We start from the raw sequence: 13,872 nt of genomic DNA, 5'->3' as shown, positions 1-13,872 counted from the left end.
GTTGGTTTTTCTTCGCCATCTACAATAAAAGTTCCGTTGAAAATTTTATGACGGCAGTGTTCTGAATTGGCTTGTGAAAAGGCAAATATTTCAGAATCGGTTAATTTTCTACCTAATTTAGTTGAAAGATTGTTTAAATAATCGACTTCTTCAGCGCTCAATGCCAAACCTTCTGTTTTGTTGTACGATGCAATATCGTCAATTTCTAAAATAGGTTCAGGTTGAATATGTATGGTATAAATTTCTTGATGTAATTCTGTATACTTTTGAAACAACATCGGATCAAAATCATTGAAATCGGAACTTACTTTTTCAAATTCTTCAATACGAATTATACCTGAAATACCCATATTTTGAGTAATTTCAACGGCATTTGTACTCCAAGGCGTAATCATTGAGGCGCGTGGACCAACAAAATTTTCAGAAATTGTTTTGTTGTTTATTTGTTGTGTTTCACCAAATAACCAGTTTAGTTTTTGGATGTTTTCGGTAGAAATTTCAGATTGAGACTGAACTGCAAAAACGGTATTGCTTTGGTTTCCAAAGAAAAAAATCATAAAGTTGAGTTGCTTGAACTGAATGTAATTTCAGTTGTGTTAGTTGTTTCTGATGCAAAGTTAAACTTTCTTCTTAAAGTATAAAAAAAAAGAGTGGTAAAAACCGCTCAAAATTTTAAAATTAAGGTAAATATTCATAGGCACCTATGTCGGAAGGATTTGTCCGGGTTGTCCCAAGGATATCTAACGGAAATGAATACGTAAAATTAGCATTATTTCTGCAAATAGAATTTTCATTAATTCGGAAATCATTTAGGCTTGTATTCTTAAACTCAGGTTTGTTTGCTGTTGAATTAATTGCGAAAATACACCCTACATATTTTGACGTATTTGTAGAAAATTGGTATAACGGATTCGCACTAATTTGGTTGTTATAATCCACAAATTTAATCAAGCAATTATCAAATTTGTAATTAAAAACGGTTCCTGTTTTTTCTAAGGCAATGCCGTAATTACTGGAACCATAGAATATGCAATTTTTAAAATTAGCTTGTGTTAATGAAGTTTGAACCGAACTGCTTATATTTTCATTGGTTAATACCAAACTTGTTTGACTCGGTGAATTCCAATAATTGGTAAACGTACAATGCGTAAAGTCGTAACTTCCACCATAGGTGCACGCTAAACTGGCTTGTCCACAATTATTAATCACAACGTTTTTACCTGAGATATTTCCAGTTCGGGCTAAAATTCCCACATTAACACAATTGTAAATTTGCACATTCATCATATCAATAGTTGGAGTAGTGGTTCCATCATTATTTGAAACCAACATACCAACAGTTGCATTTTTAATGGTTAAATTTTTTATAACATTTTGATTGCTACCTCCCATAAATATTACTGCTAACCATTGTCCAGGTACTTCGCTATAATTTGGTTCTAAACGATCGCCTTCAAAAATTACTTCATTTTCTAAATCGTCGGTTGTAGATAAATTTCCATTCACTTGTAAATGTGCATTTGCAGCTACAATTAAACCAGAATTCGCGTGAAAGTGTACCCTTGCTCCAGGATCAATAACAAGTGTTTTTGTTTCTGGAATTTTAGCAAAACCGTATATTACATAGGGTTTTGTATTTGTCCAATGCAACTCGTTTCCGTTTGTGGCATCTGTTTCACTTAAATTGGTTCCTGTAATGTTTGTAGGTTCTGTGTTTGTTCCTAAATTAATTTGTTCGTAGGTATAATTATTTGGACTTCCCGTTCTTTCAGGATAAATAAAAACAGCATCTTGAATTAACGTAACCAATTCTACTTTTTGATAATTATTCGTTTCGCCAAACTCAATTCTATCGGTATATAAAAAATCGGCTGGATTTGCATTGGCAATATTTGAGGTAATTTCTATAAATACAAATAAGCTGTCTTTGGCTAAAAGTTCTACATTTTCAAACTCTTTTCCCGGCACTCCATCTACCATTAATCGGTAATTTGAACTTTGTCCTTTTCCCAATCGCACTTTTGGAATAGAGATGTTTTTATTGCTATTGTTGTACACTTTTAGTGTATAGGTACTTGAGCCAATATTTGTAAAAACGGTATCTAAATACACGGTTTCTTTGGAAAAAGTTAAGGTACCAATACTCGATTCAAAATCAAGCTCGTTTCTGCACGATGAGAAACAAAAAGTAGCAATTATTCCAAGAAAAAGTAGTAACTGACGCATATTTATTTTTTTATGTTTTTTTATTTGCCACCAATTGCCGAATTTTTGTAATCTTAAAATATGAATTTAATTCGAATTAATTATCGACAAAGTCGATACGAATTATTTTTGAACAATTTTTAATTCGAAAATTCGTGGCTATAATTTTTATAATTATATAAAACGAAAAAATGTTCGTTTTGGTATATTTTTATAGAAATATAAATTTGTAACTTTGTAAAAATAACTATTTATGTTTAATAAAGAAAAATTTTTAGCACTTTGTAACGAATGGTCTAAAAATACGTTAATGGAAACCCTAGAAATCGAGTATATTGATGCGGGTGAAGATTTTTTAAAAGCGAAAATGCCAGTCAATTCCAGAGTGCATCAGCCTATGGGATTGTTGCACGGTGGTGCTACAGTGGCTTTAGCAGAAAGTGTGGGAAGTGCCGCTTCATTAATGTTCATAAATCCAGAAAAACAGGAAGTTCGTGGTATCGAAATTAGTGCCAATCATTTACGTAGCAAACGAGAAGGAACTGTTTTTTGTACGGCAAAAATTATACATAAAGGTGCGAGTATTCATTTGTGGGAAATTAGAATTGTGGATGAAAACGACAAACTAATTTCTTTATGTAAGTTGTCTAATATGGTTTTATCAAGAAGAGTTAAGTAATGAACTTGTTAGAAAAAGCCCTTTTTTATTTTCAAAATCAATTGCCTTTTGTAGTGTATGCGAAACCAGATGATGTTGTTTTACAAGGTATTTTTCAAAAAAATGATGCTTTACACGTTTTTGAAAATCAAAGTGGATTTGTTTTTGCTGGTTTTTACAATACAACAAACGTGGTTTTTCCATTAACGGATTCCGAAGTTTTTCATGAAGAAATTATTTTTAATATAGAAGCGCAAAATTTTAATGTAGAACATACTTCTGATGAAAACGCTCAAAAATCATTTGAAAATTTAGTTCAAAAAGCGGTTTCGGAAATTGAAAATGGGACGTTTCAAAAAGTGGTAATGTCTCGTAAAATTGAAGTTTCGCAATCGGTAGATGTTATAAAATCGTATCAAAAACTTTTAAAAACGTATCCAACTGCTTTTCGATATTTGTGGTATCATCCTCAAGTAGGATTATGGATGGGCGCCACACCAGAACAATTAACGAAAATTAATAACCATACTTTTGAAACCGTTTCTTTAGCAGGAACGCAAGTGATTTCAGAAAACGTAATTTGGCAAGAAAAAGAAGTTGAAGAGCATCAATTGGTTACCGATTATATAAAAAATAGCACAGAAAATTTAGTTGAAAATATACAAATTTCGAAAGCATACACGCAGAAAGCAGGAAATGTAGTACATTTAAAATCAGATATTTCAGGGAAATTAAAAGCAGCTATTTCTGAAAACGATTTAATTAATGCCTTACATCCAACTTCTGCAGTTTGTGGAATGCCTTTACATATTGCCAGAAATTTTATTTTAGAAAACGAAAAGTACAATAGAAAATATTATTCTGGTTTTTTAGGCGAATTCCGAATGCAAGAACAAACGAATTTATTTGTAAATTTGAGGTGTTGTGAAATTGAAAATAATTTGATAACTATTTACGTAGGTTGCGGCATTACAAAAGACAGCCAAGCTGAAAAAGAATTTATAGAAACTGAAAATAAAGCCAAAACGATTTTAAGTGTTTTAATTTAGAAATAAAATTGGAAACACATAGGAACATAGAAAATTTATAAAGGCATTATATTTTAAATAGTTCACATAGTGATGCTTTGTAAACTATGTTAAGTGAAACGACTAAAAACAAACACAAAGAAAAACTATGTTTCTATGTGTTTAAAATATAAAAGTTTAAAAATGAAATTAGACATATTAGCATTCGGTGCGCATCCAGATGATGTAGAATTAGGTTGTTCGGGAACTATTGCCAAAGAAATTTCACTAGGTAAGAAAGTTGGAATCATCGATTTAACTCGTGGTGAATTAGGAACTCGTGGAACGGCTCAAACCAGAGATGAAGAAGCTAATGACGCAGCTAAAATTTTAGGAGTTTCAGTTAGAGAAAACTTGAATTTTAGAGATGGTTTTTTTGTGAATGATGAAGCACATCAACTTGAAATCATTAAAATGATTCGCAAATACCAGCCAGAAATTGTGTTGTGTAACGCTATTTCAGATAGACATATCGACCACGAAAAAGGAAGTAAATTAGTTAGTGACGCTTGTTTTTTATCCGGTTTAACTAAAATTGAAACCGAGCTTAATGGCGAAAAACAAACGCATTACCGACCAAAATTGGTCTATCATTACATACAATGGCAAACTATAGAGCCCGATTTTGTAGTGGATGTTTCCGAATTTATGGATGTAAAAATGAAAGCGGTAAAAGCCTATGCTACCCAATTTTATAATCCAAATTCCAACGAACCCAATACACCAATTACCTCAAAAAACTTTTTAGATAGTATTGAATACCGTGCTATGGATTTAGGGCGTTTAGTGGGAGTGGAGTACGCTGAAGGTTTTACTGTAGAAAGACATTTGACGGTTAATAGTTTAGGGGATTTGAAATAGAATCTTGTTAAAGCGATAGAAACTGCCAAGCGAGACAAAGCAAAATATTTTTGAGATACCGCTTGATTGCCTATGTTAACTATAAGGTAAAAGATTAATAATAAAAATCATAAACTACAGGCGATTGCCCTGTTTCTAATATTTCACAAGAAGTAGGATAATTTTGATTATTATATTGATAATTAAAAAGTTTATTTTCTCTTGAAATAAGATTGTTGTTACCCCCAACACTAATTCCTTCACGACCAATTAATTTATCCACCCCAGTAATATTTTTGTGAGGGTTATTTTTGTTGTCATATTCAAATAATTGAATATTACCTCCCAAATATTCTTTTTTTATGATATTATTATTTGAATCTATAAATATTTTTACAAAACCTCCGCTATTTCCATTATAACCTGTTTTAATTACATCAATTGACCCATCTGAGTTATAAGAATAATTTTCTTTATATTCTAGAGTTGCACCTGGTGAATAGACTCTAACTTCACTTAGTTTATTGTTAGAATATGCGTAAGTGTTCTTTTCTCCTGTAGGTTGATTGTTTTCATACCATTCTGTTTTTGTTATTAAATCGCCAGAGTAAGTAAATTGTTTTCTCCAAATTTGACCATTTTCATCCCCAGTTGAAACATAATTTAATTTTGTTCCATTATATTTGTAATACTCAAAATCAGTATTATTAGAACTCTCAAGTCTTTTTATAAGAACTACTTCGTTGTTATTAGAGTTGTCTGAACTATCCTCCGATGAACACGATTGCAATATTAAAAATGTAATGCTTAATACGTAAAATATTTTTTTCATAGTTTTTGATTATAATCTTACAAATATAAAAATAAATCAGTTATATGTGACTTTATGAATACAATCTCATAAATTTCAATAGATTAAAGTAATTTTCAATTTCTAAAAGAGATTTTTAAAAAAAACAATTACCTCAAAAAACTTTTTAGATAGTATCGAATACCGTGCTATGGATTTAGGGCGTTTAGTGGGAGTGGAGTACGCTGAAGGTTTTACTGTTGAAAGATATTTGACAGTCAATAGTTTAGGGGATTTGAAGTAAATTATTTATTTTTTTCTTTGCAAGTATCAAGTTTAGTGTTATATTTGCACCCGTATTTATACATGGTGGTTGTAGCTCAGCTGGTTAGAGCATCGGTTTGTGGTACCGAGGGTCGCCGGTTCGAACCCGGTCTTCCACCCAAAGCCTTACAGAAATGTAAGGCTTTTTTTATGCCTTTATTTTATTAGTGTTGCATCAGAAAATAGAAAGCTATATCTTAGCCTAAATTCAATACGAGATGTCAAACTGGAATTCGTACCTAAAAGAATATCAAAATTATTTACGTTTGGAACGTGGATTGTCTCCAAATACCATTCAAAATTATTCGTTTGATGTTGAAAAATTGGTTGGTTTTCTAACAGAAAATAACATAGAAGTTACTCCAGTAAAAATTACTGACGAACAGGTACAACAATTTATTTATACCATTTCTACTCAAGTTAATGCGCGAAGTCAATCCAGAATAATTTCAGGATTAAAAAGTTTTTTTAATTATTTAATTTTTGAAGATTACCGAAAAGATACCCCGCTTGAATTAATTGAAGTCCCAAAAACAGGTAGAAAATTACCCGATACACTTTCTACAGATGAAATAGATTTATTAATTCAAGCCATAAATTTAACTTCAGCAGAAGGAGAACGCAACAAAGTAATGTTAGAAACTTTATATAGTTGTGGGTTAAGGGTTTCGGAATTAATTACGTTAAAAATATCGGATTTGTTTTTTGATGAAGGTTTTCTGAAAATTACAGGAAAAGGAAACAAACAACGTTTTGTACCCATAGGATTGCCCACGCAAAAACTAATTTTAAATTATAAAAACTTCATTCGTACCCATTTGTCTATTCAAAAAGGACACGAAGATACGTTGTTTCTCAACCGAAGAGGAAAACAACTTACCCGCGCGATGGTTTTTACGATTATAAAAGATTTAGCCGTAAAAATAGATTTAAAAAAGACCATTTCGCCCCATACTTTCCGACATTCTTTTGCGACACATTTATTAGAAAATGGTGCCGATTTACGTTCTATCCAACTGATGTTAGGTCACGAATCGATTACAACAACTGAAGTGTATATGCATTTAGATAGAAAATTTTTAGCAGAAGTGATGCATTCTTTTCATCCAAGAGGGAAATAATTTTTTGTCGTTTTAAATTCGAATTTATTCTACATTATTATTTTGTAAAAATTAAAAAATTTTCATATTAATTAGTTTTGATGTAAATTGGGGCAAAATATTGATATTAAAATCATTAACTACTACATCAAATGAAGACATATTCTATTGAAGAAATAAATCAGGTATTAAAAGGGGAAATTGTTGGACATACAAACACGCTAATTACAGCTCCCGAACAATTAGAAGAAGCAAAAGAGACTGAAATTTCTTTTATAGGAAACAAGAAATACGAAAAATTTTGGGCTACATCATCTGCTTGTGTAGCAGTTGTAAATCAAGATATAGCTATTGAACCAGGAGAAAATCGTGCCTTTATTAAAGTGTCAAACGCCGATTTGGCGATGTCGCAAGTATTGGAACTGTTTGCGCCACCAATGCCTGTTCTTGCTGTAAATATTCATCCAACAGCGGTTGTTGATGCTTCTGCAACTATTGGGAATCATACAAAAATAGGAGCTGGGGTGTATATTGGACCTAATGTTAAAATAGGTGAAAATGTACTTATTTATCCAAACGTAACAATTTTAGATGCTTGTACCATTGGAAATCAAACCACCATTTGGTCGGGCACTGTTGTTAGAGAGCGTTGCCATATTGGTAGTCATTGTATTATTCATCCAAATGCAACTATTGGTGCGGATGGCTTTGGTTTCCGTCCAGATCCAGAAAGAGGATTGGTAAAAATTCCGCAAATTGGAAATGTTATTATTGGTAATGGTGTAGAAATTGGTGCCAATTCTTGTGTAGATAGAGGGAAATTTAGTTCTACAATTGTTGGAGATGGTTGTAAAATTGACAATTTAGTACAAATAGGTCACAACAGTAAATTGGGTAAATTTTGTATTATGGCAGGTAACTCAGGTTTAGCGGGTTCTGTTACGTTAGGAAATGGCGTTATTATTGGTGGAAGTGCTTCAATAAAAGACCATACGGTAATTGGCGATGGTGCTATTGTTGGTGCAGGTTCTGGAGTAACGGGCGATATTCCTGCAGGAAAAACAATGTTAGGCTATCCAGCAGTAGAAGCCAGAGATGCGCTAAAACAATGGGCAATTTTGAAAAGATTGGTACGAGATGCTAATAAATAATAAATTAAACCTGACAGGTTTTTGAAACCTGTCAGGTTTAAATAGATTTAATCCTCAATAAGAACTTCTAAAATACTGATTGCGGCTTCACTAATTTTAGTGCCGGGACCAAAAACGGCAACTGCTCCTGCATCGAACAAAAATTGATAATCTTGTGCTGGAATTACACCTCCAACAATTACCATAATATCTTCTCTACCATATTTTTTTAATTCTTCAATTACTTGAGGCACTAAAGTTTTATGTCCTGCAGCTAAAGATGAAACACCTAAAATATGTACATCATTTTCCACAGCTTGTTTTGCTGCTTCGGCAGGTGTTTGAAACAAAGGACCAATATCTACATCAAAACCAACATCGGCATAACCTGTTGCTACTACTTTTGCGCCACGGTCGTGTCCGTCTTGCCCCATTTTAGCAATCATAATTCTTGGTCTTCTACCTTCTTTTTCGGCGAATCTGTTTGCTAATTGTTTTGCTTTTTCAAAACTTTCATCGTTTTTTATGGCTTTACTATACACTCCACTTATCGATTTAATTTGTGCTTTATGACGTCCAAAGACCACTTCTAAGGCATCACTAATTTCTCCTAAAGTTACTCTATTTCTGGCGGCTTCAATAGCTATAGCTAATAAATTGCCATTTCCTGTTTTAGCACATTTTGTCAAATCTTGTATGCTTTTTGCTGCTTTAGCGGTATCTCTTTTTGTTTTTATTTCAGCCAATCTTTCAACTTGTTGCTTGCGCACCATATCGTTATCTACATCCAAAATATGTAACGGATCTTCTTTTTCTAAACGGTATTTGTTTACGCCTACAATAATATCTTGTGTGCTATCAATACGTGCTTGTTTACGTGCGGCAGCTTCTTCAATTCGTAATTTTGGTATTCCTGCTTCAATGGCTTTTGTCATTCCGCCTAAAGCTTCTACTTCTTCAATTAATGCCCACGCTTTTTCTGTAATTTCTGCCGTTAAACTTTCCACGTAATAACTTCCTGCCCAAGGATCTACTGTTTTACAAATTTTAGTTTCTTCTTGTAAGAAAATTTGCGTGTTTCGAGCGATTCTTGCTGAAAAATCTGTGGGTAAAGCTATGGCTTCGTCTAAGGCATTAGTGTGTAACGATTGCGTCCCACCAAAAGCAGCTGCTGCAGCTTCAATTGTAGTTCGAGCTACGTTATTAAATGGGTCTTGTTCGGTTAAACTCCAACCCGATGTTTGACAATGGGTACGTAATGCTAATGACTTTTCATCCTTAGGATTAAATTGTTTTAGTAATTTTGCCCACAGCATTCTTCCTGCACGCATTTTAGCAATTTCCATAAAATGGTTCATTCCAATTGCCCAAAAGAAAGATAGGCGAGGCGCGAATTCATCAATTTTCATCCCTGTTGATAATCCGGTGCGAATATATTCTAAGCCATCTGCAAGTGTATATGCTAATTCAATATCGGCAGTTGCACCTGCTTCTTGCATATGATAACCAGAAATGGAAATGGAGTTAAATTTTGGCATATTATTACTCGTATATTCAAAAATATCGGCAATAATTTTCATAGAAGGCGTTGGTGGATAAATGTACGTATTTCGTACCATAAATTCCTTCAATATATCGTTCTGAATGGTTCCAGCTAATTGGTTTGGCGCTACGCCTTGTTCTTCTGCAGCTACAATATAGAAGGCCATTATAGGTAATACCGCACCATTCATTGTCATAGATACCGACATTTCGTCTAACGGAATTTGGTCGAAAAGAATTTTCATATCTTCCACCGAATCAATAGCTACGCCTGCTTTACCAACATCACCTTGTACTCTAATATGATCCGAATCGTATCCGCGATGTGTGGCTAAATCAAAGGCTACGGATAGCCCTTTTTGTCCGGCTGCTAAATTTCGTCTGTAAAACGCATTGCTTTCTTCAGCCGTTGAAAAACCGGCATATTGTCGAATTGTCCAAGGTCTGCGAACATACATTGTGCCGTAAGGACCTCGTAAGTTTGGTGCAAAACCCGCTCCAAAACCAATGTGTTCTAATCCTTCAATATCTTCTTTGGAGTAGGTTTTTTTTAAATCAATGTCTTCGGCTGTGTGGAAGTTAGTTTGATTACTTTCAACTTTCGACTTTTGACTTTTGACTAATTGTATATGTTGTATGTTTTTTCTCAATTTTGTAAAATTAAAATTCGTTTAATTTACTATTCCTGGATGAATGATAAATTGCATTTATAATTATATGATTTTCGAGTAATTCAAAATGGATTAAATATGGAAAATCATTGATTTTTACAACTCGAAATGTCAAATCATACCTTACTTGAAAAAGTAAAGGATTGTTTGCTATTTTTTTAATTTCTATTTTAAAATTAGTATTAAATCTTTTAGCTAATTCAATATTAATTTTTTTGTAAAACGCATTTATTTCTTTAATATCTTCATAAGCCTTTGGTAAAAGAATTATTTTATATTTCATTTTCAATATTTTTCATTGCTTCATCAAAATCCAAACCAATAGAAGGATTTTTATGATATTCCTCACTTCTTTCTCTTACTTGATCCATTTGCCATTGAGGAATGTTGAATTCCTTATTTTGAGAAGGTAAAATGATAACATCAACTTCTTCAGAACTAAAATCTTCAGGAAGTGTAATGCTAATTTTATGGTTTTTTACCGTAACTGTTTTTCTGAATGCTTCCATAGTACTTTAATTTATATTCAAATATAATGAATTTTATGATTGAGAAATCGATTTTTAGTTTGACTCTTGTGCCAAACGTTCTTGTTCTACTTTTTCGGCCAATCGTTTTTCAATAATCGGTACAATTAGCGTTTTTCTATCTTTTGTTTTTACGAAAGGAAACAACTCTAAATCGTGTTTCATTTTGTCGTTTGGATTTGGATATTTGTTTGTTCCTAATAAAATTTCTTTACCAGAATCAAACAATCCTTGTTCTTTTAGTGCGCTTTCTGAAATTTTTCTTTGAATAGTGCCTTCAATTAATTGTGTGATAAAACCACCATTAGCTTCAATTTCTTTAAATACTTCTAAAGCTTTTTCTGCCAATTGTTCCGTTAAAGATTCAATATAATACGCGCCATCTGATGGATTATTTACTTTGTCGAAATAACTTTCTTCTTTCAGTATTAGTAACTGATTGCGTGAAATTCTATCGCCAAACTCGTTGTCTTTATGATAAATGGCATCATAAGCTAAATTAGAAACCGCATTAGCACCGCCTAAAATAGCCGACATACATTCGGTTGTAGTTCGTAACATATTTACGTTATAATCGTAAATTGTTTTGTTGCGTTTTGTGGGTGTTGCTACGATATGACAATCAAAATTATAATTGTATTCGATAGCTAATGTGTTGAAAAGTAAACGTAAAGCTCTAATTTTAGCGATTTCGAAAAAATAATTTGTGCCCACACTAACTTCAATAGAAATTGGCTGATTTATTTTTGAAATTCTATTGAAATATTCATTACAATGTGCTAAAGTATATGCCAATTGTTGCACCATATTGGCACCAGAATTTTGATATATTCCAGATTGTATCGTTAAAAAGGGAATGGTAGTATTTTTTGAAATTTCATTCAGTTTTTGAATATCTGAATTTAGGTTTTCATACCAATTTCCGTCCCTGCATAGTTGGCCTATAGCATCAATTTGAATGATAAAATTATACCCGTTTTTAGCTGCGAAATTATTTAAAATTGCCACATACTCTTGTGATAGAAAAGGCAAAAAGAAATAATATACCACACTTTCTACGGGTAAATTATTCATTAATTTTGATAGGTCTATTTTATCAGATTCAATGGTAAAACGAACGCTTTCTGCACCTCGTTGTAGGCTTTCTTTTGCTTTTTTGTTTGACATTTGCACATCGTGAACATAAATATTTTGCAAAATTTTAAATTCGGTTGCGTTGCTATTTGTTGGATGATTTTTAATTTCTTCATCAGAATGATAAAAAGGTTTTACTTTTATACCTTCTAAACTTTCCCATATAAGGGTGTCATTATAATCGGCACCTTTTAGCTCAAATTGAATTTGTTGTTTCCATTGTTTAGATGAAACAGCATCAAAATCTTGAAATAATTGTGTTTTCATTGATTTGGTTTTTGATTTGAAAACGTATGCGTTTAGGTTACTTTTTTGCTTCAAGTAAGCTGTCTTTTATTTTATCTTCTTCAAATTCTATGATGTAAATATCTTCGCTATCTTTTTTCATAAAGTATTTTTCGCGAGCATATTTTTCGGTCATATTATCGTTTTTCAGATTTTTTATTTTTACACTATCCTTGGCAATTTCTGACTTGTAATATTTTTTATTGTCATTTAATTCGTCAATCTGACCATTTAAAAAACGATGTTCAAAATAAGAATAGTTATCAAAAAACAGCATCCATACAATGAAAGCAATCAATGTTATAGCGTATTTATTTCCTAAAAAACTTAGAAAAGGAAATTTCTGAACTAGTATTTGAATTTTTTTAAACATTATTTGTCTATTCGTTGATTTATAACTGCTCTTACAACATCAATGGCAACCGTATTGTATTTGTCATTTGGAATAATGATATCGGCAAACGCTTTTGTTGGTTCAATAAATTGCTCGTGCATTGGTTTTAGAGTGGTTTGATATCTATTTAAAACTTCATCCATATCTCTACCTCGTTCTGCTATATCTCGTTTTAAACGACGTATTAATCGTTCATCGGAATCGGCGTGAACAAAAACTTTAATATCAAACAAATCACGAATTTCTGGATTTGTAAAAATTAAAATTCCTTCTACAATTACTACTTTTCTTGGATGTGTACTTATGGTATCACCCGTTCTATTATGGGTTACAAACGAATAAACGGGTTGTTCAATTATTTTTCCCGCTTTTAAGTCTTTTAAATGCGCTATTAACAATTCAAAATCAATAGCACGTGGGTGATCAAAGTTAATTTTAGTTCGCTCTTCGTAAGATAAATTACTCGTTTCTTTATAATAAGAATCCTGAGATATCACACCCACTTCTGTAGAAGGCAGTTCATTCATAATTTGATGTACAACTGTAGTTTTTCCACTACCAGTACCACCAGCAATACCAATAATAAGCATAAATAGTAACTTTAATTTACACAAAGATAGAAATATATACTATAAAAAAAATTCTATCTTAAAGGAAAAGATAGAATTTTATTAACTATTTTTAAATGAAAATTAATTATTGATTAATTGTAATAATTCATTTATTTTTTGTGGTGTATTAAATGCGCCATTAAAAGATGTGGTCACTGTTGCAGAACTCTCGTCTTGAACGCCTCTTGAAGATACGCAAAGATGTTTGGCATCAATTATAACGGCTACATCTTCTGTATCTAAAGCTTTCTTTAAATCTTCAGCAATTTGCATCGTTAATCGTTCTTGAACTTGAGGTCGTTTTGCATAATATTGTACGATTCTATTTAATTTAGATAAGCCAATTACCTTTCCAGAAGAAATATATGCTACGTGTGCTTTTCCATAAATGGGTACAAAATGATGTTCACAATTGGAGTAAAACGTGATGTTTTTTTCTACCAACATTTGATTGTATTGGTATTTGTTTTCAAAAAGTGCCATTTTAGGCTTATTTTTAGGATTTAACCCAGAAAAAATTTCTTCAATATACATTTTTGCTACTCGTTCCGGAGTTCCTTTCAAAGAATCATCAGTTAAATCTAAATCCAAAGC

15 protein-coding genes, 1 tRNA gene and 1 pseudogene are annotated in these 13,872 nt (G+C 32.1%); 7 read left to right on the top strand and 10 right to left on the bottom strand.

Translation table 11 applies throughout. The annotated features are described in order from the left end of the window. Both ABWO04_RS06610 and ABWO04_RS06605 read right to left on the bottom strand, forming a co-directional pair. Positions 1–557 (bottom strand): phosphoribosylformylglycinamidine synthase-related protein (locus tag ABWO04_RS06610; RefSeq protein WP_502903971.1); only part of this gene is annotated, 557 nt, incomplete at its 3' end. A 121-nt stretch (positions 558–678) separates the two neighbouring features. Continuing rightward, positions 679–2,226 carry a hypothetical protein gene (locus ABWO04_RS06605; RefSeq protein ID WP_353078447.1) on the bottom strand — a complete coding sequence of 516 codons (1,548 nt, stop codon included), beginning with the start codon at positions 2,224–2,226 and terminating at the stop codon, positions 679–681. Between the two features lie 232 nt (positions 2,227–2,458). Here ABWO04_RS06605 and ABWO04_RS06600 point away from each other — a divergent pair, with 232 nt between their 5' ends. The 3 genes from ABWO04_RS06600 to bshB1 all read left to right on the top strand — a co-directional run bounded on the left by ABWO04_RS06600 (position 2,459) and on the right by bshB1 (position 4,791). After that, a complete protein-coding gene (locus tag ABWO04_RS06600) occupies positions 2,459–2,884 on the top strand; it encodes a hotdog fold thioesterase (RefSeq protein ID WP_291241316.1) in 426 nt (141 codons plus the stop codon). Continuing rightward, the gene (locus ABWO04_RS06595; protein ID WP_353078445.1) at positions 2,884–3,912 is read left to right on the top strand and encodes an isochorismate synthase; all 1,029 of its coding nucleotides are present in this window, start codon (positions 2,884–2,886) and stop codon (positions 3,910–3,912) included. Before ABWO04_RS06600 ends, ABWO04_RS06595 begins: the two co-directional genes overlap by 1 nt. A gap of 162 nt (positions 3,913–4,074) precedes the next feature. Then, positions 4,075–4,791 carry a bacillithiol biosynthesis deacetylase BshB1 gene (gene bshB1, locus ABWO04_RS06590; protein ID WP_353078443.1) on the top strand — a complete coding sequence of 239 codons (717 nt, stop codon included), beginning with the start codon at positions 4,075–4,077 and terminating at the stop codon, positions 4,789–4,791. A 94-nt stretch (positions 4,792–4,885) separates the two neighbouring features. Here bshB1 and ABWO04_RS06585 read toward each other — a convergent pair whose 3' ends face one another. Further along, entirely contained in the window at positions 4,886–5,602 is a 717-nt protein-coding gene (locus tag ABWO04_RS06585; protein ID WP_353078441.1) for a hypothetical protein, read from the bottom strand. Positions 5,603–5,729: 127 nt separating this feature from the next. On the opposite strand from ABWO04_RS06585, the pseudogene ABWO04_RS06580 reads away from it, so the two are divergent. The 4 genes and pseudogenes from ABWO04_RS06580 to lpxD all read left to right on the top strand — a co-directional run. Further along, positions 5,730–5,864: pseudogene (locus tag ABWO04_RS06580) on the top strand (bacillithiol biosynthesis deacetylase BshB1); the annotation flags it as partial. 64 nt (positions 5,865–5,928) lie between these two features. Continuing rightward, positions 5,929–6,004, top strand: a tRNA-His gene (locus ABWO04_RS06575). Between the two features lie 98 nt (positions 6,005–6,102). Next, a complete protein-coding gene (locus ABWO04_RS06570; protein ID WP_353078439.1) occupies positions 6,103–7,005 on the top strand; it encodes a site-specific tyrosine recombinase in 903 nt (300 codons plus the stop codon). Between the two features lie 131 nt (positions 7,006–7,136). Further along, positions 7,137–8,135, top strand: a complete 999-nt coding sequence (gene lpxD / locus ABWO04_RS06565; protein ID WP_353078437.1) for a UDP-3-O-(3-hydroxymyristoyl)glucosamine N-acyltransferase — start codon at positions 7,137–7,139, stop codon at positions 8,133–8,135. A 47-nt stretch (positions 8,136–8,182) separates the two neighbouring features. Here lpxD and scpA read toward each other — a convergent pair whose 3' ends face one another. The 7 genes from scpA to folE form a co-directional block, all read right to left on the bottom strand. After that, positions 8,183–10,306, bottom strand: coding sequence for a methylmalonyl-CoA mutase (gene scpA / locus ABWO04_RS06560; protein WP_353078435.1), 2,124 nt, complete (start codon positions 10,304–10,306; stop codon positions 8,183–8,185). 10 nt (positions 10,307–10,316) lie between these two features. Further along, positions 10,317–10,610 (bottom strand): type II toxin-antitoxin system RelE/ParE family toxin, encoded by a 294-nt coding sequence (locus ABWO04_RS06555; RefSeq protein ID WP_353078433.1) that lies wholly within the window; start codon positions 10,608–10,610, stop codon positions 10,317–10,319. Next, positions 10,600–10,836: a hypothetical protein gene (locus tag ABWO04_RS06550; RefSeq protein ID WP_353078431.1), complete on the bottom strand. Its 237-nt coding sequence runs from the start codon at positions 10,834–10,836 to the stop codon at positions 10,600–10,602. Before ABWO04_RS06550 ends, ABWO04_RS06555 begins: the two co-directional genes overlap by 11 nt. Positions 10,837–10,890: 54 nt before the next feature. After that, positions 10,891–12,255 (bottom strand): methylmalonyl-CoA mutase subunit beta, encoded by a 1,365-nt coding sequence (locus ABWO04_RS06545; RefSeq protein WP_353078429.1) that lies wholly within the window; start codon positions 12,253–12,255, stop codon positions 10,891–10,893. Between the two features lie 37 nt (positions 12,256–12,292). Then, positions 12,293–12,646, bottom strand: coding sequence for an FtsB family cell division protein (locus ABWO04_RS06540; RefSeq protein WP_353078428.1), 354 nt, complete (start codon positions 12,644–12,646; stop codon positions 12,293–12,295). Continuing rightward, entirely contained in the window at positions 12,646–13,257 is a 612-nt protein-coding gene (udk, locus tag ABWO04_RS06535; protein ID WP_353078426.1) for a uridine kinase, read from the bottom strand. The genes ABWO04_RS06540 and udk overlap by 1 nt, the downstream gene beginning before the upstream one ends. Before the next feature lie 102 nt (positions 13,258–13,359). Then, positions 13,360–13,872: GTP cyclohydrolase I FolE (gene folE / locus ABWO04_RS06530; RefSeq protein ID WP_353078424.1), on the bottom strand; the 513-nt coding region annotated here is incomplete at its 5' end.

Origin of the sequence: Flavobacterium sp. (genome assembly GCF_040382755.1) — a bacterium.
GTDB lineage: Bacteria > Bacteroidota > Bacteroidia > Flavobacteriales > Flavobacteriaceae > Flavobacterium.
This window is presented reverse-complemented; position numbering and strand designations above follow the sequence as displayed.